19 protein-coding genes and 1 pseudogene are annotated in these 24064 nt (G+C 74.8%); 6 read left to right on the top strand and 14 right to left on the bottom strand.

Going from position 1 to position 24064, the window contains the following annotated elements:
• Positions 1-99 precede the first annotated feature (99 nt).
• From ACFV7Q_RS19710 to ACFV7Q_RS19675, 8 genes and pseudogenes are all read right to left on the bottom strand, one after another.
• Positions 100-972 (bottom strand): calcium-binding protein, encoded by an 873-nt coding sequence (locus ACFV7Q_RS19710; RefSeq protein WP_385429984.1) that lies wholly within the window; start codon positions 970-972, stop codon positions 100-102.
• Between the two features lie 318 nt (positions 973-1290).
• Positions 1291-2001, bottom strand: a pseudogene (locus tag ACFV7Q_RS19705) (IclR family transcriptional regulator C-terminal domain-containing protein); the annotation flags it as partial.
• 908 nt (positions 2002-2909) lie between these two features.
• Positions 2910-3497: an RNA polymerase sigma factor gene (locus ACFV7Q_RS19700; protein ID WP_385429982.1), complete on the bottom strand. Its 588-nt coding sequence runs from the start codon at positions 3495-3497 to the stop codon at positions 2910-2912.
• 378 nt (positions 3498-3875) lie between these two features.
• Complete coding sequence (locus ACFV7Q_RS19695) at positions 3876-5207, bottom strand: MFS transporter (protein ID WP_385429980.1); 1332 nt, start codon at positions 5205-5207, stop codon at positions 3876-3878.
• Positions 5208-5289: 82 nt separating this feature from the next.
• The gene (locus ACFV7Q_RS19690; RefSeq protein WP_385429979.1) at positions 5290-7308 is read right to left on the bottom strand and encodes a prolyl oligopeptidase family protein; all 2019 of its coding nucleotides are present in this window, start codon (positions 7306-7308) and stop codon (positions 5290-5292) included.
• Positions 7309-7381: 73 nt separating this feature from the next.
• Positions 7382-8902: a glutamate synthase subunit beta gene (locus ACFV7Q_RS19685; protein WP_385429977.1), complete on the bottom strand. Its 1521-nt coding sequence runs from the start codon at positions 8900-8902 to the stop codon at positions 7382-7384.
• A gap of 146 nt (positions 8903-9048) precedes the next feature.
• The gene (locus ACFV7Q_RS19680) at positions 9049-9327 is read right to left on the bottom strand and encodes a DUF6225 family protein (RefSeq protein ID WP_385429975.1); all 279 of its coding nucleotides are present in this window, start codon (positions 9325-9327) and stop codon (positions 9049-9051) included.
• A gap of 78 nt (positions 9328-9405) precedes the next feature.
• Entirely contained in the window at positions 9406-10032 is a 627-nt protein-coding gene (locus tag ACFV7Q_RS19675) for a TetR/AcrR family transcriptional regulator (protein WP_385429974.1), read from the bottom strand.
• A gap of 127 nt (positions 10033-10159) precedes the next feature.
• On the opposite strand from ACFV7Q_RS19675, the gene ACFV7Q_RS19670 reads away from it, so the two are divergent.
• Positions 10160-11578: an amidase gene (locus ACFV7Q_RS19670; protein WP_385429972.1), complete on the top strand. Its 1419-nt coding sequence runs from the start codon at positions 10160-10162 to the stop codon at positions 11576-11578.
• A gap of 227 nt (positions 11579-11805) precedes the next feature.
• Here ACFV7Q_RS19670 and ACFV7Q_RS19665 read toward each other — a convergent pair whose 3' ends face one another.
• The 4 genes from ACFV7Q_RS19665 to ACFV7Q_RS19650 all read right to left on the bottom strand — a co-directional run bounded on the left by ACFV7Q_RS19665 (position 11806) and on the right by ACFV7Q_RS19650 (position 16904).
• Entirely contained in the window at positions 11806-12951 is a 1146-nt protein-coding gene (locus ACFV7Q_RS19665) for a S8 family peptidase (RefSeq protein WP_385429970.1), read from the bottom strand.
• A gap of 177 nt (positions 12952-13128) precedes the next feature.
• On the bottom strand, positions 13129-14763 hold the full coding sequence (locus tag ACFV7Q_RS19660; RefSeq protein WP_385429968.1) for an isovaleryl-CoA dehydrogenase: 1635 nt from the start codon (positions 14761-14763) through the stop codon (positions 13129-13131).
• Positions 14747-15361: a TetR/AcrR family transcriptional regulator gene (locus tag ACFV7Q_RS19655; RefSeq protein WP_385429966.1), complete on the bottom strand. Its 615-nt coding sequence runs from the start codon at positions 15359-15361 to the stop codon at positions 14747-14749. Before ACFV7Q_RS19655 ends, ACFV7Q_RS19660 begins: the two co-directional genes overlap by 17 nt.
• Positions 15362-15512: 151 nt before the next feature.
• Positions 15513-16904, bottom strand: a complete 1392-nt coding sequence (locus tag ACFV7Q_RS19650) for a cytochrome P450 (protein ID WP_385429965.1) — start codon at positions 16902-16904, stop codon at positions 15513-15515.
• Between the two features lie 159 nt (positions 16905-17063).
• On the opposite strand from ACFV7Q_RS19650, the gene ACFV7Q_RS19645 reads away from it, so the two are divergent.
• Positions 17064-17765 carry a formylglycine-generating enzyme family protein gene (locus ACFV7Q_RS19645; protein ID WP_385429963.1) on the top strand — a complete coding sequence of 234 codons (702 nt, stop codon included), beginning with the start codon at positions 17064-17066 and terminating at the stop codon, positions 17763-17765.
• 38 nt (positions 17766-17803) lie between these two features.
• Here ACFV7Q_RS19645 and ACFV7Q_RS19640 read toward each other — a convergent pair whose 3' ends face one another.
• Entirely contained in the window at positions 17804-19177 is a 1374-nt protein-coding gene (locus ACFV7Q_RS19640) for an MFS transporter (protein ID WP_385430011.1), read from the bottom strand.
• A 239-nt stretch (positions 19178-19416) separates the two neighbouring features.
• Here ACFV7Q_RS19640 and ACFV7Q_RS19635 point away from each other — a divergent pair, with 239 nt between their 5' ends.
• Positions 19417-20397 (top strand): helix-turn-helix transcriptional regulator, encoded by a 981-nt coding sequence (locus ACFV7Q_RS19635; RefSeq protein WP_385429962.1) that lies wholly within the window; start codon positions 19417-19419, stop codon positions 20395-20397.
• 18 nt (positions 20398-20415) lie between these two features.
• On the opposite strand, the gene ACFV7Q_RS19630 is transcribed toward ACFV7Q_RS19635, so the two are convergent.
• A complete protein-coding gene (locus ACFV7Q_RS19630; protein ID WP_385430009.1) occupies positions 20416-22701 on the bottom strand; it encodes a HelD family protein in 2286 nt (761 codons plus the stop codon).
• A gap of 245 nt (positions 22702-22946) precedes the next feature.
• Between ACFV7Q_RS19630 and ACFV7Q_RS19625 the strand changes: the two genes are divergently transcribed.
• The 3 genes from ACFV7Q_RS19625 to ACFV7Q_RS19615 all read left to right on the top strand — a co-directional run bounded on the left by ACFV7Q_RS19625 (position 22947) and on the right by ACFV7Q_RS19615 (position 23961).
• Positions 22947-23138: a hypothetical protein gene (locus tag ACFV7Q_RS19625; RefSeq protein ID WP_385429961.1), complete on the top strand. Its 192-nt coding sequence runs from the start codon at positions 22947-22949 to the stop codon at positions 23136-23138.
• A 129-nt stretch (positions 23139-23267) separates the two neighbouring features.
• Positions 23268-23441: a CsbD family protein gene (locus ACFV7Q_RS19620; protein ID WP_385429959.1), complete on the top strand. Its 174-nt coding sequence runs from the start codon at positions 23268-23270 to the stop codon at positions 23439-23441.
• Positions 23431-23961: a DUF6328 family protein gene (locus tag ACFV7Q_RS19615; RefSeq protein WP_385429957.1), complete on the top strand. Its 531-nt coding sequence runs from the start codon at positions 23431-23433 to the stop codon at positions 23959-23961. Before ACFV7Q_RS19620 ends, ACFV7Q_RS19615 begins: the two co-directional genes overlap by 11 nt.
• The last annotated feature ends 103 nt before the right edge of the window (positions 23962-24064 follow it).

Raw genomic sequence — 24064 nt, 5'->3', positions numbered from 1 at the left:
GGACGTCACGATCCGCACCGGACCCGGAAGGCCCTCACCCGTTCAGGACCCCCGGTCGGGACCTGCGTCACCCGGCCACGGCCTCCCCGGACAGAACCGCTAGGGAACGTTCGCGGTGATCTCGCAGGCGAGCGAGATGTCGGAACCGCCCTTGCCGTCGCAGGAGTCCGTCGCGGCGTCACCGCCGTCCATGACGTCGTTGCCGCCCGTGGCCGCGTCCGCGGGGGCCGGGGCGGGCGCAGGGGCGGGCGCGGGGGTGACCGCGGGCTTCGGACGCGAGGCGGAGGGGGTGCCGTTCCCCTCGCGGCCGCGGGCGCTGTGGCCCGAGTTTCCGTCGCCGATGAGCGCGTCCGTGCCCGTGCCGCCGAGGAGGACGTCGTTGCCGTCGCCGGTCGCCGTGGCCTCGGCGGAGGAGTCGCCGGTGATGCTGTCGTCGCCGGCACCGCCGTCGACGATGTCGTTGCCGCCGCCGGAGGCGTTGATGCCGCCCCGACTGTCGCCGACCAGGTGGTCGTTGCCGTCCCCGCCGAAGACCATGTCGTTGCCGCCGCCCGTGGCGCTGCCGCCGAAGGAGATGCTGTCGCCTCCGACGCGGTCGTCGCCCGCGCCGCCGAAGACGATGTCGTTGCCGCCGCCGTCCACGCTCGCCCTGGTGCCGATCAGGTCACCGCGTACGAGGTCGTTGCCGTCGCCGCCGTCCACCTGGTCGTTGCCGAGCCCTCCGGCGAGCGAGTCGTTGCCGGCCAGGCCGCAGATCAGGTCGTCGCCGCCCTTGCCGTCGATGGTGTCGGCCGCCGCCGACCCGATGATGACGTCGTCGCCCTCCGTTCCGTTGACCGTTCCGGAACCGGTGATCGTCGCGACCCGCCCGAAGCAGGTCGCCCCCTCGGCCGCTTCAGCGGCCACCGCGGGGAATCCGAGTGAGAGCAGCGCTGCCGCCGCCAGGATCGAGTGGGACTTGCGGCCGGTCATGGGCATACGGACCTCCGGTGGTCGCGCGGGGCGGGGAACAGCCAACGTCGAGTGCCTGAGGACCATATGAACCGGATCGGTCAGAAGCAATCAAAGGATGGGATGTTGGGGCGATTTACCTTCGATCGGCCCCACGGCGGGTGCCCGCTGTCCCCTGCGGGGCACCCGCCGTGACCGGCGACGGGCCCGCTACACCCCCGAGGGGCACCGGCCGGCTCTGTCGGTGCCGTCCGCTCCGTGACGGCACACCCCCGGGCCGTGTCCCCCGCCCGGGGCGGTCTCCCCCGTGGTCCGCGGCTGCGGCGGCGAACCTCCGGAGACGATGAGCGCGAGGAGGACCGCGGCCGCCTCGCTCTGCAGGATCCCGGCCGCCTGCCGCAGGCGCCGCGGGTCGGGGGCCGGCATAGACAGGGCCAGGCACTCCGCGTTCGGGCCGGCCGTGATCGGTACTGCCGCGCACACCGTGCCGATGGCGTACTCCTGGAGGTCCAGCAGCGGTTCGTGCGGCATCCGGGCGTCGAGCTCGCGGAACAGGTCGCGTTCGCTGGTCAGGGTGTGCGGGGTGAACCGGTCGAGCCGGTGCCGGGCCACGTGGTCCTTGCGGTCCGCGTACGGGAGCTGGGTCAGCAGCGCCTTGCCGACCGCGGAGGCGTGCGCGGCCGCACGGAAGTCCACCCACTCCTCCACGGGCGGTGCGGTGGGCGAGTCGGCGTACTGGGTGACGGCGACCTCGCCGTCGCTGTACCGGCCGAGGTACACGGCCGCTCCCACCGCGTCGCGGACCCAGGCCAGGGTCTCGTGCAGCCGGCCGGGCCCCCCGGCGGTCCCGGTGAGGGCCAGGGCCGTGCCCGCCACGTAGGCGCCGGGGCCGACCGGGGTGGCCAGGTCCGCACGGACCAGCCGCTCCATCACCCGCCCGAGGACCAGCTGCGGCAGCCGGGTCAGCCGGGCGATCTGCGCGAGGCTCACCCCGCCGGAGAACCTCCCCACCACCTCCAGCACGCGCAGCGCCTGGTGTACGGCCTCCAGCGCGGCCGGAGCGCGCCGCGCCCCCGCGGAACGGCGGGGGGCCCGGGGTGCCTGCGGGGGGCGCTGGGCTTCCAGCGCCCAGGCGTTGGCCGCCTGGGTCAGGCGGGCGGGGTCGAGCTGTGCGTGCCGGGCCACTGCGACCGCGATCTGCGGGCCCGGGGTGAACACCTCGCCGAGGTCCGGGTCCTGCTCCGGCACGAGCCCGGCGACGGCCCTCCGCAGCCGGGCGCCGAGCCGGTGGCGGCCCCCGCCCGGGCGGCCGGGCGCCGGCAGGGCGGTGAGGTCCTGGGTGGTGATGGGCGGGGAGGTCCAGATGACCGAGGCGGCGAGCGCCCCTTCGAGGTTGACCGGGAGCGGCAGCAGCTCCGGCGGGCCGGGGTCCGGGGGAAGGGCGCGGGCGTACTGCTTCCAGTGGCGGGCGGTGGCCACCTCGGCCCGGGCCAGGTGGTGCAGGTACAGGCAGTGGGCGGCGGCCCGGGAGCCGGCGCCGGCCGCGTACTGGAACCAGAACCGCGCACCCTCCGTCCGTTCCGCCAGGTGCAGCAGGCAGCCGAACAGCAGCGCGGACTCGGGGCCGTGGGGCCAGGACCGGGGCGCGAGGGCGTGTTCGGCGAGGGCTCTGCTGTCCGCGAGGTGTCCGGCCAGGGCGTCGAGGGCTCTGGCGGCCCGGACGTGGCAGGCCGCGTCCAGGAGGAGGTGGTCGGACTCGGCCGCGGCGCCGCCGTGCCCGGGCACTGCGCCGGTCCCGGGCCGGGTCCGGGCCGCGGAGCGGGCGCGGTCGGCGGCGACGCGGCGCGCGATGCGGCGCAGGGCCGCGTACTCGTCGTACCCGGCGTACTCCTCCGCCAGCACCTGCGCGTCCGCCAGGGCGGAGGCCAACTCGAAGCCGGTGGCTCCGCGGTCGCGTGTCATGTCGCCCACTGGCTCTTCTCCTCTCCGGGGGCCCGGTCCAGGCCGAGCTTCCGGGACAGGGTCCGGCGGGCTCCGCGGATGTGCGAGCGGACGGTGGCGGGGGTGATCCCCATCATCCGGGCGACGGTGTCGTAGTCGTTGCCCATCAGGAAGGCCAGGAGGACGACGTCGTAGTGCCGTTCGGTCAGTTCGGCGATGGCCGCGTACAGCCCGAGCTTGGACTCCAGCAGTTCCAGCCGCTCCCGCGACGCGCGGCGCAGGGCGGCGAACCAGGCCGTCTCCACCATGGCCACCGGCCGGCCGGTGACGGCCAGCCGACGCTCGACGTGCTCGCGCAGGACGGCCCACGCGAAGCCGTGCAGGCTCTCCTGGCGCAGGGCGTGCTGCCACACCTTCAGCAGGAAGGTGAACACGTCGTCGACGGTGTCCTCGGCGTCCCTGCGGGTGCCCAGCTGGAGGTGGGCGTAGCGCAGGTAGGCGCGGTGGTGCTGGGAGTGGAAGGCCGTGAAGTCCACCGGCAGGACGCCGGCCAGTTCGCTGGAGACCGCCTGGTCCCCGGATGGGTCGAGCTCACCCTCGTTCATGCGCTACTCCCCCACAGCTGCTCGTCGTCGCGGAAGGGCGCGGCGGGTGCCTCACGGTGACGGGGCGGACCAGCGGTACGGCGGCGGCCCTTATCGGCACGTGGGCAACTGTCTGGACGGCGTTCACGTCGGTACGCGACCTTCCGATGAGATGTGCGGTGGCGGAGGGCGCCGGTCCCCGCTCCGGCACCCGGAGTTCCGGAAAAGGGCTCCCCAGCCTCAGCCCATCGCACGGAGCGCCCGTTTGTGCACGCGTGGTCCACGAATTTCTTCGGAAATGGCGCATCCAGCGCAGTACGCGCCCCCTTGCATCGGGCATGCGCCGGTGCAAGGGGGTCACTCGAAGCGGGCGGCGGCCGCCGCAGTGGCGACGGGCGGTCAGGCCTGGCTGCCGCTCCCCTTCGCCCCTGCCGCCTCGCCGGACGCTGCCGCCCGCGCCGCCTCCCGGGCCTCACGGCGGCGCTTCGCGTCCCGATCGGTGTCCGCGTCGTAGGTCAGCAGGGAGGGCAGGAGGGTGCACAGGCCGGCCACCGCTGCCATGCACAGCAGACCGCCGCCCCAGAACGCCGGGCGGGTGCCGGTCCAGCCGGCCATGGTTCCGGCGCGGACCTGGCCGAGCTGCGGGCCCACGCTGTAGGAGAGCACCTCGATGCCGGCCAGCCTGCCGCGCAGCTCCTCGGGGATGGTCTGGTTCCAGATCGTCGCCCGGCCGAGCCCGCTGAGCATGTCGCCGGCACCCGCGACCGCCAGGCACAGCAGCACGAGCGGGAGCTCGGTGAACCAGCCCGCGCCCGCGACGGCCGCGCCCCAGACCGCGGCACCGAAGACCACGAAGAGTCCGTGCCGTCGTACCCGCGAGGTCCAGCCGCTGGTGACGCTCAGGACGAGCGAGCCCACCGCGCCCGCGGCGTACATCAGGCCGAGCGCCCACACCGCGTCGAGCTCGTCGGCGAGGAAGGGGAAGAGCACGTTGGGGAAGGCGAAGAACATCGCCGCGAGGTCCACGGCGTAGGTCCCCAACAGCACCGGCCTGCTCCACGCGTAGCGGGCGCCCTCGGCGATGCCCCGCAGCGAGGGCCGTTCCGCGCCGGGCGCGGGCGGCGCCGGGGACAGCCGGGTGCACACGGCGACCGAGACGGCGAACCCGGCGACGGTGATGGCGTACGCGGCGGCGTACCCGGCGTAGGCGACCACGAGGCCGGCGGCGGCCGGTCCGGCGATCGCGCCGATCTGGTAGCGCAGTGCGTTGAGCGCGGCGGCCGCGGTCATCTGCTCGTGCGGCACGATCCGCGCGAGCAGCGAGTCCAAGGCGGGCCGCTGCAGCCCTGACAGCGCCGAGACCCCGGCCGCGACCACGTACAAGGGCCACAGCAGCGGGTCCGGCAGCAGGGCGTTGACCAGCAGGAGCAGGGCCAGGAGGCCGAGGCCGGCCTCACTCAGCAGGATCAGCCGCCGCCGGTCCAGGGCGTCGGCGAGCGCCCCTCCGTACAGGCCGAAGACGACCAGCGGTACGAGTTCCACCGCGCCCATCGCGCCCACCGCGATCGGGGATTCCGTCAGCTCCTTGATCTGCAGGGGCAGCGCGATCATCGCCATGAAGGAGGCGAAGAACGTGACCGCGCCCTGGAAGAAGAGGGTGCGGAAGTCACGGCTGGAACGCCACGGCGAGAAGTCGGGCAGCAGGTCCGACAGGCGACGGGTGGTACTCACAGCGTTTCATGGTCCGCGAGGGCCGCGGCGGGCGGCAAGGCATTTTCCGCCCGCCGGACCGCCGCGCCCCGGACGGCGGCCGTCAGGATCCTGCGTCGCCGCCGAGGTGCTGCCACAGGAAGGTGTAGGCGAGGGCCTGGTTGTGGGCGGCCTGTTCGTTGTCGGAGGCGCCGCCGTGGCCGCCGCCGGTGTTCTCGTGGAACAGGACGCGGTGGCCGAGCTCCCGCAGCCGGGCGGCGGCCTTCCGGGCGTGCCCGGGGTGGACCCGGTCGTCGCGGGTGGAGGTCATCAGCAGCACCGGCGGGTACGGCCGGCCGGCGGCCAGGTTGTGGTACGGGGAGATGTCCTCCAGGTGGGGCCGGTCGGCCTCGGTGTCGGGGTCGCCGTACTCCGCGATCCAGGACGCGCCGGCGAGCAGCCGGTGGTAGCGCAGCATGTCGAGGAGGGGGACCTTGGCGACGACCGCGCCGAACAGCTCGGGGTACCGGACGAGCACGGCGCCCATGAGCAGGCCGCCGTTGCTGGCGCCGGTGATGCCGAGCCGGTCGGGGGTGGTGATGCCGCGGGCGGTGAGGTCGGCGGCGACGGCGGCGAAGTCCTCGAAGGAGCGGACCCGGTGGGCGCCGAGGGCGGCCTGGTGCCAGGCGGGGCCGTATTCGGCGCCGCCGCGGACGTTCGCGACGACGAAGGTGCCGCCGCGGGCGAGCCAGGCGCGGCCGGTGAGGGCGTTGTAGCCGGGGGTCTGCTGGTCGCGGAACCCGCCGTAGCCGTAGAGCAGCGCCGGGCCGGGCCGGTCGCGGTCGGCGGGGCCGACGACGAAGTAGGGCACGGCGGTGCCGTCCCGGGAGGTGGCGAAGTGCTGCCGTACCGCCAGGCCGGCGGTGTCGAAGCGGGCGGGGGCCTGCTTGAGCACCTCGGTGTCGCCGCCGATGTGGCCGCGGGTGAGGGTGGAGGGCTGGAGGAAGCCGTCCACGTCGAGGAAGTACTCGTCGGAGGTGTCCGGATCGGTGTCGGTGATGCACGCCGAGGACAGCGGCGGCACGTCGGCGAGCGGGCGGCGGCTCCAGCCGTCGGGGCCGGGGGTGAGGACCTCCAGCCGGGTGGCGACGTCGGCCAGGGTGTCCAGGACCAGGTGGTGGCGGGTCCAGCAGTGGCTGGACAGGGCCGTGCGCTCGTCGGGGGTGAACAGGGCGTGAGCGGTGCGGTCGCCGGCGAGGAAGCCGTCGAAGTCGAAGACGAGCAGCGAGCCGGCCGGATGGCCCAGCCAGGGGCTCTTCGGGGTGACGACCAGCCACTGCCGGTACGCGTACGCGCCGGCGTCGGCCGGGACGTCGATCCGGACCAGTCGGTCGCCGTCGGCCAGCAGGTGGAGCTCACGGTGGAAGAAGTCGGTGGCCCGGGAGACGAAGGCCCGCTCGAAGCCGGGCGTGGCGTCGTACCAGCCGGAGGCGGAGACGTCCGCGTGTTCGGCCTCGAAGACGGTTTCGGCCTCCTCCAGGGGGGTGCCGCGGCGCCAACGGCGGACGGTGCGGGGGTAGCCGGAGGCCGTCAGGGAGTCGGGGCCGAGGTCGGCGCCGATGAAGACGGTGTCCTCGTCGATCCAGGCGACCCGGGTCTTCGCCTCGGCGACCTCGAAGCCACCCGCGACGAACGCGCGTTCCTCCAGGTCGAATTCGCGGACCACGACGGCGTCGGAGCCGTCCCGCGAGAGCATGACCAGTGCACGCCCGTAGTCCGGGTAGCGGACGGCGGCCCCGGCCCACACCCACGCCTCGCCGTCCGCCGCCGCGAGGGCGTCGACGTCGAGGAGGACGTCCCAGGCGGGCTCGTCCTTGCGGTACTGCTCCAGCGTGGTGCGCCGCCACGCGCCCTTCGGCCGGTCGGCGTCCCGCCAGAAGTCGTACAGGTAGGGGCCGCGGCGGACGGTGTAGGGGATGCGCTCGGCGTCGTCGAGGACCTCGCGCAGTTCGCCGCGCAGTGCCTCGAAGCGGGGGTCCGCGGTGAGCGCGGCGGCGGTCTCCGCGTTCCGCTCGGCGACCCAATCCAGCGCCGCCTCGCCTTCGACGTCTTCCAACCAAAGGAACGGATCTTCACCAGTCACCCCCTGATTGTGCCGTCCGTGGCGGCCAGCCGGTGGCGCCTCCCCCGCGCGGACCGCCGCGGGTCCCGCTCCGTCAGGCCGTCAGGGGGCGGTCGTGTGCGCGTACGGGGGCGGGGAGCGAGGTGGAGCCGGTGAGGTAGCGGTCGACGGCGGCGGCCGCCGACCGCCCCTCCGCGATGGCCCACACCACCAAGGACTGCCCCCGCCCGGCGTCCCCGGCGACGAACACCCCTTCGGCGGGGCCGGGGCCCGAGCCGGGGACGCCGCCGTCGGGGGCCGGCGGGGGGACGGCTGCGAAGCCGGGGGTGCGGGCGTACCCGCCGCGGCCGTCCCGGGTGAGGCCGAGCTGCTCCTCCAGGGTGGCGGACCGTTCAGGCCCGGAGAAGCCGAGCGCGAGCAGGACCAGTCCGGCCTCGATGACCCGCTCGGTCCCGGGGAGGGGCCGGCGGGTGACGGGTTCCACCGCGGTCAGGTGCAGGGCCCGTACCCGGCCGGCCGCGTCGCCCTCGAAGTGCAGCGTGGCGTGGGCGAAGATCCGGGGGTCGTCGCCGTCGCGGTCGCGGGCCTCCTCGTGCGCGTGGGAGATCCGGTAGACCTTCGGGTACACGGGCCAGGGCTCGGTGGCGGTCCGGTCGGGGCCGGGCTCCGGGTTGATGTCGAGCTGCACCACGGAGCGGGCGCCCTGCCGCAGGGCGGTGCCCAGGCAGTCGGAGCCGGTGTCCCCGCCGCCGACGATCACCACGTGCCGGCCCTCCGCGCTGATCGGGGCCGCCGCGAGGTCGCCTTCCTGGACCCGGTTGGCCCCGGTGAGGTACTCCATGGCCTGGTGGACGCCGTGCAGGCCGCGGCCCGGTACGGGGAGCTCGCGGCGCTCGCCGGCGCCGACCGCGACGACCACCGCGTCATGCAGTCTGCGCAGCTCGGCCGCATCGATACGGCCTCCGACGTCCGCGTCGGTACGGAACACGGTGCCCTCGGCGAGCATCTGCGCCACGCGCCGGTCCAGGTGCGCCTTCGTCATCTTGAAGGCGGGGATGCCGTAGCGGAGCAGGCCGCCGATGCGGTCGGCGCGCTCGTGGACGACGACGGTGTGCCCGGCCCGGGTGAGCTGCTGGGCCGCGGCGAGCCCGGCCGGGCCCGATCCGATGACGGCGACGGTCCTGCCGGTCGGCCGGGCGGGCGGGACGGGAGCGGTGTACCCGTGCTCCCAGGCCTGGTCGGCGATCGTCTGTTCGACGTTCTTGATGGTGACCGGGTCGGAGTTGATGGCCAGGACACAGGCGTCCTCGCAGGGGGCGGGACAGAGCCGGCCGGTGAACTCGGGGAAGTTGTTGGTCGCGTGGAGCCGGTCCGAGGCCGCCTGCCAGTCGTCGTGGGCGGCGTACGCGTTCCACTCGGGTATCAGGTTGCCGAGCGGGCAGCCGCCGTGGCAGAAGGGGACACCGCAGTCCATGCACCGGTTGGCCTGCGCGGACACCAGGGGCAGCAGCGCCTGCCCGGCATGGACCTCCAGCCAGTCGCCGATCCGCTGGTCGGCGGGCCGGGCCGGGACGGCGCTGCGGGGCGTGCGGAGGAACCCGTGCGGATCGGTCATGCGCCGCCTCCTGGCTCACGGGCGGTTCCGGCGTTCAGACCAGGCTACGCCGGGTCCGCCGCGCCGTCGCTGCGACCACCGGGCACCCCGTCCGGCCGGCGCGGTCTGCGCGGGGGCGGGGGGGGCGTGGGCGGCCCGGCGGGCGGTCAGTCCAGGTCGAGGTGGTAGACGCCGGCCGTGGCGTCGGCGAAGAGCGTGAACTGCACGCGGGGAGCACCCGGGCCCCCGGCTCCGTCCTCGTCGCCCTCGATGTCGAGCTCCACCGGTTCGGCGTCCACGAGTACGTACTCGCCGTAGCCCTCGAAGTCACCGGGGCCGTCCGCGACACCGATGTGGATCGGGGTGTCCTCGGGCAGTGCGGCCAGCACCTCGCGCAGCCGGCCGGCGGTCCATACCTGTGGGTTGTGATCGAACGTCTCAGCCATGCGGAGACAGTAGAGCCATCCGGGGTCGGTGGGGCCGCGCCGCGCCGAACGGTTTTTTCCCGGACATAGGTCAGCTTTTCAGGGCGTGTTGACACCCTCCCACAGGGCGGCGAGGCGGGCGTGCAGGACCTCGTGCGCCTCGTCCGCGGTGAGGTGGCCGATGAGGACGTGCGCGGTGAGCCCGTCGGCGAGGGCGAGGAGGGTACGGGCCTCCCGGGCCGGGTCCAGGGGAGCGGCGCGGCCGGTGCCCCCGGGGCCGCTGGCGTTCACGGCGGCTTCCGCGAGGAGACGGGTGAACACGTCCTGAAGGGCTGCGTAGTTGGCCCTCACCGCCCGGGCCAGCGGCTCGCTGACGGCGGCCTGGGCGAGGAAGGCGAGCCAGACCCGGGCCTCGGCGCGGTGTTCCTCGCGCAGCAGGGCGAGTTCGGCGGCCGCGTGGCCCAGGGCGGTGCCGGCGGACTGGGCCGGGCTGCGGACCAGGCGGGCCCGCACGCGCTCGCCGATGCGGTCGCCGACGTGGCCGAGGGCGAAGAGGAGCATCTCCTCCTTGGTGCGGAAGCACCGCTGGACGGCACCCATCGACACCTGGGCGCGGTCAGCGACGTCGCGCAGGGTGACGCCTTCCAGCCCGCTTTCGTCGGCGAGGGCGCAGACGGCTTCAGCAATGAGGCGCCGCCGGCCTTCGTGGTCCACCTGCCGGGGCATGTCGTATCTCCTGTCCGTCGGTGCCGCGGGTCGGGTGGGGCAACTTTATTCGATGCATCCGCATCGGTTCTTGGACTATCGTTCCGATGCAAGCGCATCACAACGAGGAACGGGGAGGTGGGGCGCCGTGAGCGAACCCCTGTGGCAGCTGTCGGCGGCGGAGCAGGCGGAGGCGGTGCGTCGGGCGGAGGTCTCGGCCGTGGAGCTGGTCGACAGCCATTTGGAGCGCATCGCCGAGGTCAATCCGCGGGTCAACGCGGTCACCCAGCTCATGGCCGAACGGGCCCGCGCGGACGCGGCCGCCCTCGACCGGCGGCGCTCGGCCGGCGAGGCGCTGGGGCCGCTCGCAGGGGTGCCGTTCACGGTGAAGGAGACCACTGCCGTGGCGGGGGTGCCGACCACGTTCGGCGTGGAGCGGTTCCGGGACCTCGTGGCGCCCGCGGACGCGCCGCCGGTGGCACGGCTGCGCGCGGCCGGGGCGGTTCCGGTCGGGCACTCCAACATGCCGACCCTGGTCCTGGCCGGGATGCACACGCGCAGCGAGCTCTTCGGGGACACGCTCAACCCGTGGGACCCGGCGCGCACCCCCGGTGGTACCAGCGGGGGCGATGCGGTGGCCGTCGCCACCGGCATGGCCGCGCTCGGGCTCGGGAACGACTCCGGCGGGTCACTGCGCGTCCCGGCCCAGTTCTGCGGGGTCGCGGCGCTCAAACCGACGGCGGGCCGGTTCCCCGCGGACCACCGCGTCCTCGGCCCCGAGGATCCCGGACCGGCCTCGCAGATGCTGGTCACCGACGGTCCCCTGGCCCGCCGGGTACGTGATCTGCGGCTGGCGTACGAGGTCCTGGCCGGGGCCGATCCCCGTGACCCGCGGGCGGTGCCGGTGCCCGTGCGCGGGGAGCCGCTGCCGGGGCCGGTGAAGGTCGCGGTGGTGGCGGACCCGGGCGGGCACGGCGTCCACCCGGCGGTGCGGGCGGCCGTGGAGGCGGCGGCGGGTGCGCTGCGCGAGGCCGGGTACGACGTGCGCGAGGTGGCGGACGTCCCGCGGCTGGACGAGACGCTGGAGGCGTACGACCGGATCACCCTGACGGAGTTCGCGCCGTCGTGGCCCGCGGTGCGGGGGCTGCTCGGCCCGGAGGGGAGCCGGTACATCGGCATGGCGATGGAGCGGACGCCTCCCGTGGACGCGGCCGGTCTGGTGCGGCTGATGGGCACTTGGCTGGGCGTCCGCCGCTCCTGGGCGGAGTTCCTCGACGAGTGGCCGCTGCTGCTCGGCCCGTCGTTCACCGAGCCGCCGGTGGAACCGGGGCTGGAGTCACGGGACCCGGCCGGCCGGGACCGGGTCGCGTCGGGCCTGCGGCTGTGCACGGCGACGAGCTTCGCGGGCGTGCCCGGGGTGGCCGTGCCGACCGGAAGGGACGCCGACGGGCTGCCGTGCGGGGTGCAGATCGTCGGGCGGGCGTTCCGCGAGGACCTGTGCCTGGACGCGGCCCAGGCGGTGGAGGACCGGCTCGGTGTCCTGGCCCCGGTCGACCCGCGCGGATAGGACCGCACCCGTTCGGCCCCGTGCCGTCGGCCGTGGTGTCGAGCCGTTCCTGCCCCAGGGCAGTACGGGCCCTGCCGGCGCGCGGGCGTTCGCCGGCACGGGGTCCGAGTGCGGACGCCTCTCGCAGCGTGCTGCCGGGACGCAGCGGCCGCCGCACCCCCGCCGCCCGTGTCGAGCACCAGCAGGCACCGTCGGGAAGTCGGACCGTCCGATCCCGCCCCGCCCGCCTACCGGCCGCCCGCGTTGAGCAGCCGGTTGGGGGTCTGCGGCGGGACTCCCGCCAGGACGTCCCGCGCGGCCCGTTCGGTGATCCAGGTGCGGACCTGCGCGGGGGTGGCGTCCGGGTGCGCCGAGAGGTAGAGGGCTACCGCGCCGGCCACGTGCGGGGCGGCCCACGAGGTGGCGGTGGCGTCGCTCGTGGCGGTGCCCGCGCCCGCCAGCGCGGAGGTGACCTTCTCGCCGGGGGCGTACAGGTCGACGCAGGGGCCGTGCCCGGAGCCGAACGCGTCGCTGTCCCGCCAGTGGCGGTCGTCGGCGGTGGAGGCGGCGACCACGAGCGCGCCGCGCGCGCCGGCCGGGGAGTGCCGGCACGCGTCATCGGCGAAGTTGCCCGCCGATACGACCACGGGGATCCCCGAGGCGATCAGGCGTTCCACGGCGGCGTCGAGGGCGGCCGAGCGGTTCGCCAGGTTGAGGGACATGTTGACCACGGCCGGGCGGCGGGCGTGCTCGGCCACCCACTCCACCGCCTTGATGACGGAGGCCTCGGCGGCCGGGCCGGCGTCTGCGGCCCCTGCCGAGCCGCCCTCCTCGCAGGCGATGGCCTGTACGCGGACGAGGTCGGCGCGCGGGGCGACGCCGTTAGTGCGGCCGCCGATGATGCCGGCCACGAACGTGCCGTGCCCCAGGCCGCCGCCGTCGAAGCAGTCACCGGCGTCCGGGTCCCCGACGAAGTCGGCGCCGAGGGAGGCGCGGCCGCCGAACTCCGCGTGCCGGACCTCCATGCCGGTGTCGAGCACGTAGACGCGCACGCCGCTGCCGTCGGAGCCGGGGGCGAAGGTGCCGTCGAGCGGTGGGGTGCGCTGGTCGATCCGGTCCAGGTTCCACGGGACCCCCGTACGGGGGGCGGGTGCGGCGCCGGGGTTGCCGGACGGCGGACGGCTGCCCGAGGGGGAACCGGAGGGGCGGGGCCCGCCGGAGGGCCCGGTGCCGCCCGGCGAGCCGATCGGCGGGTGCTGCGGCGCGCCGGAAGGGGCGCTGGGCGGGGCGGTCGCGCCGGGGGCGGCCGGATCGTCGTTCGGGGAGCAGGCCGAGAGCCCGAGGGCCACCGCCACCGCGGTGGCCGCCATCGCGTGGGTGCGCGCACGTGCCATGTCCGTCCCCCGTCGCCGCTGCGGCCGTCTGCCGTCGCGGGCGGAGACGTCCGGGGCGGCGGCGCGGTTGCACGGGCCACCCGGCCGTCCGCCGAGGAACGGTGCCGCAGGTGCCGCACGCCGGGCCGGGCGAGCGGGTGGTCTCCCCCACCGCCCCGCCCCGGCTCCGCCCCGCTGTCAGACGGCCGTCGTACGGGCGCGGGCCAGTACGGCCCCGGTGTCCACCCCCGTCGGGAGGGTGCCGTACGCCCCGCCGTGCTCGCCACCCAGCCGGGAGGCGCAGAACGCGTCGGCGACCGCGGCGGGGGCGTGCTGCTGCAGCAGCGACGCCTGGAACACCAGGGCCATCGTCTCGGTCAGCTGCCGGGCCCGGTACTCGGCCTCGGCGGGGTCGGCGAGCTGCTTCTGCAGCCCCGCCACCGCCACGTCCAAGTGCCGGTCGGCGCCCGCCGCCCGCCCCACCTCCGCGAAGAACGCCTCCACGGTTTCCGGCTGCCGGGCCATGGCCCGCAGCCCGTCCAGGGCGGCCACGTTCCCCGAGCCCTCCCAGATGGACGACAACGGGGCCTCCCGGTAGAGGCGCGGCATGCCCGAGTCCTCGATGTAGCCGTTGCCGCCCAGGCATTCCAGGGCCTCGGCCGCGTGCCCCGGGGCCCGCTTGCACACCCAGTACTTGGTCACCGCCAGCCCCAGCCTGCGCAGGAGCGCCTCGTCCGCGTCGCCGCGGGCCACCCGGTCCGTGGCCCCGGCCAGCCGCATCGCGACGGCGGTGGCGGCCTCGGATTCGAGCACCAGGTCTGCGAGGACGTTGCGCATCAGGGGCTGGTCGATCAGGGCCTTGCCGAACGCCCTCCGGTGGGTGGCGTGGTGGACCGCCCGGATCGCGCCGAGGCGCATGCCGGACGCCCCACCGAGGACGCAGTCGAGGCGGGTCGTGTTGACCATCTCGATGATGGTGGCGACCCCGCGCCCCTCCTCACCCACCAGCCAGCCGAACGCCTCGTCGTACTCGATCTCGGCGGAGGCGTTGGAGCGGTTGCCCAGCTTGTCCTTGAGGCGCTGGAGCAGCAGGCGGTTGCGGCTGCCGTCGGGCAGCACCCGCGGAAGCAGGAAGCAGGACAGTCCGCCCGGGGCCTGCGCCAGGGTGAGGAAGACGTCCGACATGGGCGCCGAGGTGAACCACTTGTGCCCGGTGAGCCGGTACGTGCCGTCCCCGGCCGGGACGGCGGTCGTGGTGTTGGCGCGGACGTCCGAACCGCCCTGCTTCTCGGTCATCGACATGCCGGCGATCAGCCCGCGCTTGGTGTCGGGGCGGCGCAGCCCGAAGTCGTAGGTGCGGGAGGCGAGCAGGGGCTCCAGCCACTCGGCCAGTGCGGGCGTCGCACGCAGCGCGGGGACGGCCGCGTACGTCATGGAGACCGGGCAGGTGTGGCCGGCCTCGACCTGGCTCCAGACGAGGAACTTCGCCGCGCGGGCGACGTGCGCGCCCGGCCGGTCGTCGGCCCAGGGGGCGGCGTGCAGACCGTGCGTGACGGCGGTGCGCATCAGCTCGTGCCAGTACGGGTGGAACTCGACCTCGTCGACGCGGTGGCCGTAGCGGTCGTGGGTGTGGAGGACGGGCGGGTTCTCGTTGGCCAGGCGCCCCCAGTCCGCGGCCCGTTCCGAGCCGGCGAGGACGCCGATCTCGTGCAACTCTGGTGCGGCCCAGCCGGCTCCCTCGCGGTCGAGGGCGGCCAGCAGGGCCGGGTCGTCGGCGGCGTCGTAGCCGTGGTGCGGCGGTACCTGGTTGGTGACCTCATGCGTCTGCGGCATCGTGTCCTCCAAGGGCGCGCAGGGTGAAGGTGATCAGGCCGGGGATGACGTCGCCGGGAGCCGCGTCGCCGTCGGCGAGGGGTCCGACGAGCGCCTCGGCGATGGCGCCGACCAGTGCGGCTGCGGTCAGCTCGGGTCTCTGCGGGGGCAGTTCGCCGGTTTCGACTCCGGCGGCGATCCGTTCGGCGTACACGTCCCGGAACGCACGCCGGAAGGCGAGGCGTTCGCTGTCGACGGCCGGGTCGGCGGGCTCCGCGAGGAGGGCGAAGGCCCGCCGCGGGGCCTGGAGCGCACGGGAGGCGAAGGTCTCCACCGCGGCGGCGACCCGCTGGGCGGCGGTCCCGGGACGGTCCGCGGCGGCGGCGACCGCCTCCAACTCGCGCGCGACGAGGGTGCGGAAGAGGGCGGCGGCGAGCTCCGACTTGCCGGAGAAGGACTGGTAGACGCTGCCGGTGGAGATGCCCGCCTCGGCGGCGATCGCGGCGACGGAGCAGCCGCCGTACCCCTCCCGGGAGAGCAGGCGGACGGCGGCTTCCAGGACCCGGTCGCGGCGGGCGTCGAGGCGGGCCTGCACGGCAGGGGGGCGGCGGTAGGGCACGGGAAGGATTGAAGCACCGATTCACTGCTTCACGGAAGACCCCGCCGACCCCACCGCGCCGGATTCCGCGGGCGCGGGAGGGCGGTCGGGGGTTGCGCGGATGCGGGCACGCCCCGCGGTTCCGGGTGTGCCCGCCTCAGGGCGCGGCCGATCAGGGAGCGGGCGGGCCGGACCTGGCCGGGCCGTCGGCGGGCGGGCCGTCGGCGGTGAGGGTCGCCTGGGTCGGGCCGTCGGGGCGGACGGTGATCCCGTACGCGGCCCCGGCGGGGGTGGAGCGGAAGGTGACGGTGTATGCGGGCAGCAGCCGCTCCAGCAGGACGGTGGACTCGCGCAGGGCGAACTGCAGGCCGAGGCAGGCGCGCGGACCCATCCCGAAGGGCAGGTAGGCGCCCTGGTCGGCCGGGCGGCCCCGGGGTGCGGTGAACCGCCGGGGGTCGAAGCGCTCCGGGTCCGGCCACAGCTCCGGGTCGCGGTGCGTCAGGTACGGGCACACCAGGAGGTCGGTGCCCGCGGCGACGGCATGCCCGGCCAGGACGTCGTCCTGTGCCGCGTGGCGGGGCAAGATCCACGCGGACGGGTAGAGCCGCAGCGTCTCGTGGACCAGTGCCTGGACGGCCTGCCGGCGCTCCGGGGAGCCCGCGCCGCCGGCCGCGAGGGCCTGCCCCCGGGCCTCGGGGTTCCCATCGAGCAGCAGGTACAGCCAGGTCAGGGTGGTCGCGGTGGTCTCGTGCCCGGCGAACAGCAGGGTCACGAGCTCGTCGCGGATCAGGCGGTCGGTGTATTCGGGCCGTTCGACTGCCGCGTCGAGCAGGACGTGGAGCAGCCCGGGGCCGTCGGGTCCGGTGGTACCGGTGCGGGCGGCGTCGATGGCGTACCGGGCGACGGCGTCGATCCGGGCGACGTCCTCGGCGACGGCGTCGCGGGCGTCGGCCTCGTCGGCGGGCAGGGTGGGCAGCGCGGCAGCGAGGGCCTCGACGGCGTTCAGTTCGTGCTCGGTCCGGGCGTCGAGGGGGTGTCCGGTCAGGGAGCGCCAGATGGTGTCCAGGGCGAAGCGGCGCATCTCCTGTCCGACGTCGAGCGTCCGCCCGGTGGCCGCGTACTGCGCCCAGCGTCCGGCGGCGGTGTCGGCGGCCCGCTCGATCCGCTGCTCGTAGCGGCGCATCCCGGTGCCGGTGAACTGCGACTGGAGCAGTCGGCGTTGACGTTTCCAGGCCTCACCCGTGGCGGCGAGGACCCCGTCGCCGATCAGCAGACGGGCCCGGTGGGAGCGTTTCACGTACCGGTCGGGATGCAGGGCGAGCACGTGCCGGACGGCCGCGGGGTCGGTGACCAGGACGGTGGGCGGGGTGCCGCCGTCTGCGGGAGGGAGGCGCAACGCGGCGACGCCGCCGAGTCGTTCGCGCGCCACGGCGAGCAGGTCGACGAGGTCGCCCCGTGCCGCACGCCACCGCTGCACCTCACCGGCGTCCAGTTCGGGGACCGGACGTCCCGGTCGGGGGGCCTGCGGGAGCGGGTCCCGGTCGAGGCCGGCTTCGGTGGCCACGGTTCTCCTCCTGTCGCCCGCCGGCCAAGACCCTGACGGAGCGTCGGCCCGGCATCACGGACTGTACGGGAGGAGGGGTGCGGGGTGACAGTCCGCCGATGCGGACGGTGGCGCGTTCACTGCGTCGACGGCCCTCCCCGCGGATAGCATTCCGTGATCATGGACGGAATGACAGGACACGAGCTGGTCCCCGTGCCGGGCGGACGGGTGACCCTGTCCGACCGGCGGACGCAGCGCAGTTGGGCGGTCGACGTGGCCCCCTACCGGCTCGGGGCGGTGCCGGTCACCCAGGCGCTGTACGCCCGGGTGACCGGGGAGCGGCCGAGCACGGCCCGCGGGGACCGGCTGCCCGTCGAGGGCGTGTCCTGGTGGGACGCCGCCCGGTTCTGCAACGCCCTGTCGCTGCGGGACGGCCTCGCGCCCGTCTACCGCTTCCGCGACGGCGCCGCGGACGGGGACGGCGACGGGGACGGCGGCGGCGTGGATCGGGACCGGTCCGCGGACGGGTACCGGCTGCCGACCGAGGCCGAGTGGGAGCACGCCTGCCGCGCCGGGACGGCAGGACCGCACTACGGACCGCTCGACGAAATCGCTTGGTACCGCGGCAATTCGGACGGGCGCATCCGCGAGGTGGGCGGCAAGCTCCCCAACCCGTGGGGGCTGTACGACATGCTCGGCAACGTCTGGAACTGGTGCTGGGACGTGTACGACGCCGAGGTCTACGGCGGCTACCGGGTGCTCCGTGGTGGCGGCTGGTTCGACGAGCACTGGAGCTGCCGGGCCTCGGCCCGCCGCCGCAGCCACCCCGCGTTCCGCGTCGACGACGTGGGGTTCCGCGTCGCCCGCTCGGGCGCGCTCTGACGGGCGGTCCCGGAACCGGGCCGGTGCCCGGCCGCCGCTCACCGCACGGTGCGCGGCAGGCGCAGGCTCAGTCCGGCCGTGAGGGCGATCAGGCCCAGCTGGGCCAGCAGGACCGCGGTGAGGGCCGTCCGCATGCCGTGCGATGCGCTGAGGGCGAGGAAGAGGCTGCCGAGGGTCGCGACGCCGAGGGCGAGCGCGGACTGCTGGGTGGTGGTCACCACCCCGCTGCCCACGCCGGCCCGGTCGGCCGGCACGTCCGCGAGCATCAGCCTCATCAATACGGGCAGTTGGAAGCCCTGACCCAGGCCGGCGAGGGCCACGCCCGGCGCCAGTTCGGCGAGGGCGGGGTCCTGCGGACCGTACCGGAGCGTGAGCAGCAGCACGGTGATGCCGAGGGCCTGGAGCCCCGCGCCCGCGGTCACCACCCGGCTGCCGAACCGGCCGGTCAGCCGCGGCCCGGCCAGCGAGGCCGCGAAGAAGGCGACGGCCATCGGTGCGAGGGCGAGCCCGGCGGCCACCGGGCCCTTGCGCAGGCCCTCTTGCAGGACCACGGCCATCACGAACATGAAGCCGCTGAACCCGATCGAGAACGGCACCAGCAGGGCCAGGCCGCGCCGCAGCGACGGCAGCCGCAGCAGGCTCGGCGGCACCAGCGGGGTCCGCCCCAGCCGGTCGGCCCGCCGCTCCACGGCGACGAAGGCGGCGGCCGAGACGGGGAAAGCAGCCAGCGAGAGCCACGTCCACAGCGGCCAGCCGGTGGCCCGCCCCTCGGTGAGCGGCAGGAGCAGCGACACCAGCGACAGGGCCAGCAGCAGCGTCCCCGGCAGGTCGACCGGGGCGGGCCGCTCCGAGCGGGTCTGCGGCACGGTCCGGGCGGCGAGCACCAGCCCGAGCAGGACCACCGGGACGTTCACCAAGAACACGGACCGCCAGCCGAGGCCGGCCACGTCGGCGGCCACCAGGACCCCGCCCAGGACCTGCCCCGCCACCATGGACAGCCCGCCCGTGGCCCCGTACAGGCTCATCGCCCGCGCCCGGCGCGGGCCCTGCGTGGTGGCCTGGATGGTGGCGAGCACCTGCGGCAACATCAGTGCGGCCGCGGCGCCCTGTGCCACCCGGGCCACGACGAGGGTCCATGCGGTCGGGGCGAGGCCGCAGGCGAGCGAGGTGAGGCCGAAGGCGGCCGTGCCCGCGAGGAAGAGCCGGCGCCGGCCGGCGGTGTCGCCGAGGCGGCCGCCGAGCACGAGGAGCACGGCGTACGCGACGCCGTAACCGCCGACGATCAGTTCGAGCACGGCGGGACCGGCGGCGAGGTCGCGGTCGATGGCGTGCAGCGCCACGTTGACGATGAAGAAGTCGACCATCGGCAGGGCGGCGCCGAGCAGCACCGTGAACAGCCCCAGCCGGCCCATCGGGGCCGGGGCGGACGCGGGAGGGGGCACGGGGGCCTGAGTCGGGGCGGCGGCCGCGGCCGGGACGGAGGCGGCGGCAGCTGCGGCGGAGGCCGCGCCCGGGGCGGACAGGGTCGTTCGTAGGGTCGTCTCACTCACACACCGCAGGATCGCGCCCGCACTAGCCTGGTACCAGAGTCTCCTCATCCTGGTACCCGCACCACCTGGCAACCTGATGGGCGGTACGGCACCCTGGTTCCATGACCACTGTGGCCCCCCGGAGCGACGTCCGCCGGCACGAGCTGGCCGAGTTCCTGCGCAGCCGCCGCGAACGCATCACCCCCGAGCAGGTGGGGCTGCCCCGCGGGCGCCGACGGCGCACGCCGGGGCTGCGCCGCGAGGAGGTCGCCCAGCTCTCCGCCGTCGGCGTCACCTGGTACACCTGGCTGGAGCAGGCCCGCGAGATCCAGGTGTCCGCGCAGGTCCTCGACGCCGTGGCGCGCGCCCTGCTGCTCGACGCGAGCGAGCGCGCGCACCTGTTCGCGCTGGCCTGCACCGCCGACCCGGCGCCGAACACGCCGTGTCCGAGCGTGACCCCGGCGCTGCGGGCGATGCTCGACCAGCTGGCCCCGTTCCCGGCCTGCGTGCAGAACAGCCGGTACGACATCCTCGCGTACAACAGCACCTACGGGCGGCTGCTGTGCGACCTGGACGCGCTGCCGCCGGAGGACCGCAACTGCCTGTGGTTGGCCTTCACGGACCCCGACTGGCGGAGGTCCGTCGTCGACCACGCGGAGATGGTCCGGGTGCTGGCGGCCAAGTTCCGTGCGTCCATGGCCGAGCACCTGGCCGAGCCCGCCTGGAAGGGGCTGGTGGCCCGGCTGGAGGCCCGCTCCCCGGAGTTCCGCGAGGTCTGGGCCCGGCGCGAGGTGGTCGGCCAGGGGGCCAGGGCGAAGTACGTCCTCAACCCGCAGGTCGGGCTCCTGCACCTGGAGCACACCAGCCTGTGGCTCGGCCCGGCACCGGGCCCGCGCCTGGTGACGTACGCGCCGCTGGACGAGGAGACCCGCCGGCGCCTGGAGCGGCTCCAGACCCTGGCGGGGGAACGCGAACGGGCACGGGCACAGTCCACGGCTCCCGACCCGGCCGTGCCGACGACCACCACCACCACCCCGGCCCCGGCCCCGGCCGCGGCCCCGGCCCGTGACCGGGCCCCGGCCGTCGGCCCGGTCACGGCTTGACCGGGCCGGGCAGGGCCGCTACACCGCCGCCGTCTCCCCCAGTCCGTCGGGCAGGCGGCCGGTGTGCACCACGCCGAGGCTCTGGGTGGCTCGGGTCAGGGCCACGTACAGGTCGCTCGGGGCGAAGTCGGCGGGCTCGACGACGATCACCGAGTCGAATTCCAGGCCCTTGGCCTGCCGCGGCTCCAACAGGACCACGGTCCGGGTGAGATCGGGCTCCGCGCCCCCACGGACGCCCGGCAGCGCCGCCCCCAGCGGCTCGTGCAGCGCCGGCGGCGCGATCACCGCGAGCCGGCCCTCCGCGGGGGTGCCGCGGCGGACGGCGTCGGCCACCGCGGCGGCCAGATCGTCCGCGGCCAGGAGCCAGGGCTGCCGGCCGGTGGAGCGCACCGAACGCGGCGGCTCGAAGCCGGGGTGGCGGGCCCGCAGCACGGCGGTCGCGACGTCCATGATCTCGGCGGGCGTGCGGTAGTTGACGCCGAGCCGGACGAGCTCCCACCGGTCGCCGACGTACGGGTCCAGGACCTGGCCCCAGGAGCCGCAGCCGGCTTCGTCGGCCGTCTGGGCCGGGTCGCCGACCAGCGTCATGGAACGGGTCGGGCAGCGCCGCATCAGGAGCCGCCAGGCCATGGCCGACAGCTCCTGCGCCTCGTCGACGATGACGTGCCCGAAGGCCCAGGTGCGGTCGGCGGCGGCCCGTTCGGCCGTGCTGCGGTGGTCGGCCTCGTCGTGGCGTTCGGCCATCCGCTCGGCGTCGATGATGTCGTGCGCTGCGAGGAACTCGTTCTCCATGTCCTCGAATTCGTACGACTCCGAGCCGGCCGACAGGTCGAGAACGCCCTGCGCGTACGCGATGCGCTCCTGCCTGGCCCGCTCCTCGGCGGCGCGCTGCGCGCTGTCGTCGAGGCCGAGGAGTTCGGCGGCCTCGTCGAGCAACGGGATGTCGGCGGGGGTCCAGTCGGCGGCCGCGGACCCCGTACGGCGGATCAACTCGGCTTCGCCGTCCGGGAGGTGGGTGGGATCGGCGAGGAAGTCCGAGACCAGCCGGTGCGGGGTCAGCGGCGGCCACAGGGTGTCGATCGCGGCGTGTACCTCGCTGCTCGTCGCGATCTCCTTGCCGAGCTGTGCGATGTCGTCCGGGCCCAGCAGGTTGGGGCCGCCGAACGGGTCCGCGCCGAGCCGGTCCGCGAGCTGCTCGGTGAGGGCGTCGATGACGGAGAACGCGAAGTAGGGGCGGGCGAGGTTGTGCGGCAGCCCGGTGGCCCGCGCCCGGTCCCGGGCCTCGTACGCCATGGTCCGGTCCAGCAGCAGCGTCCCGTACTCGTCGTGGTCGATCTCCAGGGCGGGTTCGGGGACCACGGCGCTGTCCTCGCCGCTGCCCGCGGGCACGGTCTCGGGCAGCGTCTGCCGGTCCGCCACGACCCGGGCCAGGACCGTGGCCATCTTCGCGTGGCCCTTGACCGCCGCAGCGCCGGGCCGGTCGGTGCCCGTCGCGCGGATGCCGGGGAACAGCTCGCCCATCGTGGCGAGCAGGACGCCGGTCTCGCCGAGGGCCGGAAGGACCTCGCCGATGTAGCCGAGGAACGCCGGGTTCGGGCCGACGATCAGCACGCCGCGCTTGGCGAGCAGTTCGCGGTACGCGTAGAGCAGGTAGGCCGCCCGGTGCAGGGCGACCGCCGTCTTGCCGGTGCCCGGGCCGCCCTCGACCACGAGCACGCCGCGGTGCGGGGAGCGGATGATCCGGTCCTGCTCGGCCTGGATGGTCTCGACGATGTCGTGCATGCGGCCGGTGCGGGCGGCGTCGAGCGCGGCGAGCAGCACGGCGTCCGCGTCGGCGCCCTCGTGTCCGGTGCGCTCGGTGTCGGTGAGGTCGAGGATCTCGTCGTGCAGGGCGGTGACGCGGCGCCCCGTGGTGGTGATGTGCCGGCGCCGGCGCAGGCCCATGGGGTGGTGTCTGGTGGCGAGGTAGAACGGGCGGGCGACTTCGGCCCGCCAGTCGATGACGAGCGGGGTGCGCTCGGCGTCGTCCCGGCGGATCCCGATCCGGCCGATGTGACGGTCCTGCCCGTCGGAGAACTCCAGACGCCCGAAGCACAGACCGCTCTCCCCCGAGTTCAGCGCGGAAAGCAGCCCGGACTGCTCGGCGACCAGGATGTCGCGCTCCAGGCGCGCCTGGCCACTGTTTCCCGCGCCGGCCGCGAGTGCGCTGTGCACGGCGCGTTCGGCCTGATCCCGCAGGTCATCGAGGCGCGCGTAGAGCGCGTCGATGAATTGCTGCTCTTTACGGAATTCCTCGGTTGACAATTCCACTCCCGACCCGATACAGTGTCCTCGTAAAGCTTCTTCACGCCTGCCCTCACGGGGATGCGTGAACCATTAAATATACGCGAATGAAAACCCTGGACGCCAATTCGGCCCGGGGTTTTTTCGTTTGCCCCGGTATGCCGCGTGGCGGCCCCGACATCACCCGGACGGCCCACTCATCGGGCCGTCCGGGCCGGCCCCTGGTGTGGTGGATGCACGAGCTGTCGAGCACACGGGGAAGTCTCATGTACGAAATGCACCTCGGCGAGGCGGCCACCGGGCAGGACCCGGTCTGGCACGTCGTCGCCCGCGACCGCTCCGCCACCCTGTGCGGCCGCCCCCTCCTTCCGGCCGGGTACACCGAGACCGATGCGCATTGTGTGCCCTGCATGACGGCCTTCCGCGACGTCATGGGCGGGGATCCCGCGAGGCCCTGACGGGCACGGCCCGGTACCGCGCCCCGGTGCGGGTCCGGGCGCGATTTCCCGGCCGGGAGCGTTTGCGGCCCGCACCGCGGGTCAGACGCATGGATGTTCACCTTCACCGGTCCCTTCGGAGGGAGTGCCATGTCCGGCAAGGAAAAGGCCAAGGCCAAGGGCGAACAGCTCAAGGGCAAGGCCAAGGAAGCCGCCGGCCGTATCACCAACGACAGGCGCCTGACCACCGAAGGCCGCGCGGAACGCATCGAGGGCGACGTCCGCGAGGCCGAGGAGAAGACGAAGGACACCCTTGAAAGCTGACGCCGATCGCGGGGAACGCGGCCGGGACGAAACCCCGGAGGAACGGGCCGACCGGCGGTGGCAAGAGCTCGTACAGGAGATCCGGGTCGTCCAGACGGGCGTCCAGATCCTGTTCGGGTTCCTGCTGACCGTTGCGTTCACCGTCCAGTTCCAGCGGCTCTCCGACATGGACCGGACGATCTACACCATCACGGTCGTCCTCGGCTCGCTGGCCACCGGAGCGCTGATCGGGCCCGTGTCCCTCCACCGCATCGTCTCGGGACGCCAGATCAAACCGCAGGCGGTGGTGTGGGCCTCCCGGCTCACGATGACCGGGATCGTGCTGCTGCTGGCCACGCTCGTCGCCGCCCTGTTCCTGATCCTGCGCGTGTCCACCGACAACACCGTGGTGCCGTGGATCGTTGCCGGGGTCCTGCTCTGGTACCTGCTGTGCTGGTTCGCCCTGCCCCTGTGGGTGCGCATCCGGCACACCGACACCGGCGGGTCCGGCGGGTCCTCGTCCCCGCCCCCGTCCGTCTAGCGGGCGTGGGGGGGGGGGCGGGGCCGGGCGCGCGGCGGTGGGGAAGACCGCCGGCCCGCCCCCCCGCCCCCCGACCCCCGCGCCGAGGGTAGACACGACACAA

This window comes from Streptomyces sp. NPDC059851, assembly GCF_042732005.1.
Classification (GTDB): Bacteria; Actinomycetota; Actinomycetes; order Streptomycetales; family Streptomycetaceae; genus Streptomyces.
This window is presented reverse-complemented; position numbering and strand designations above follow the sequence as displayed.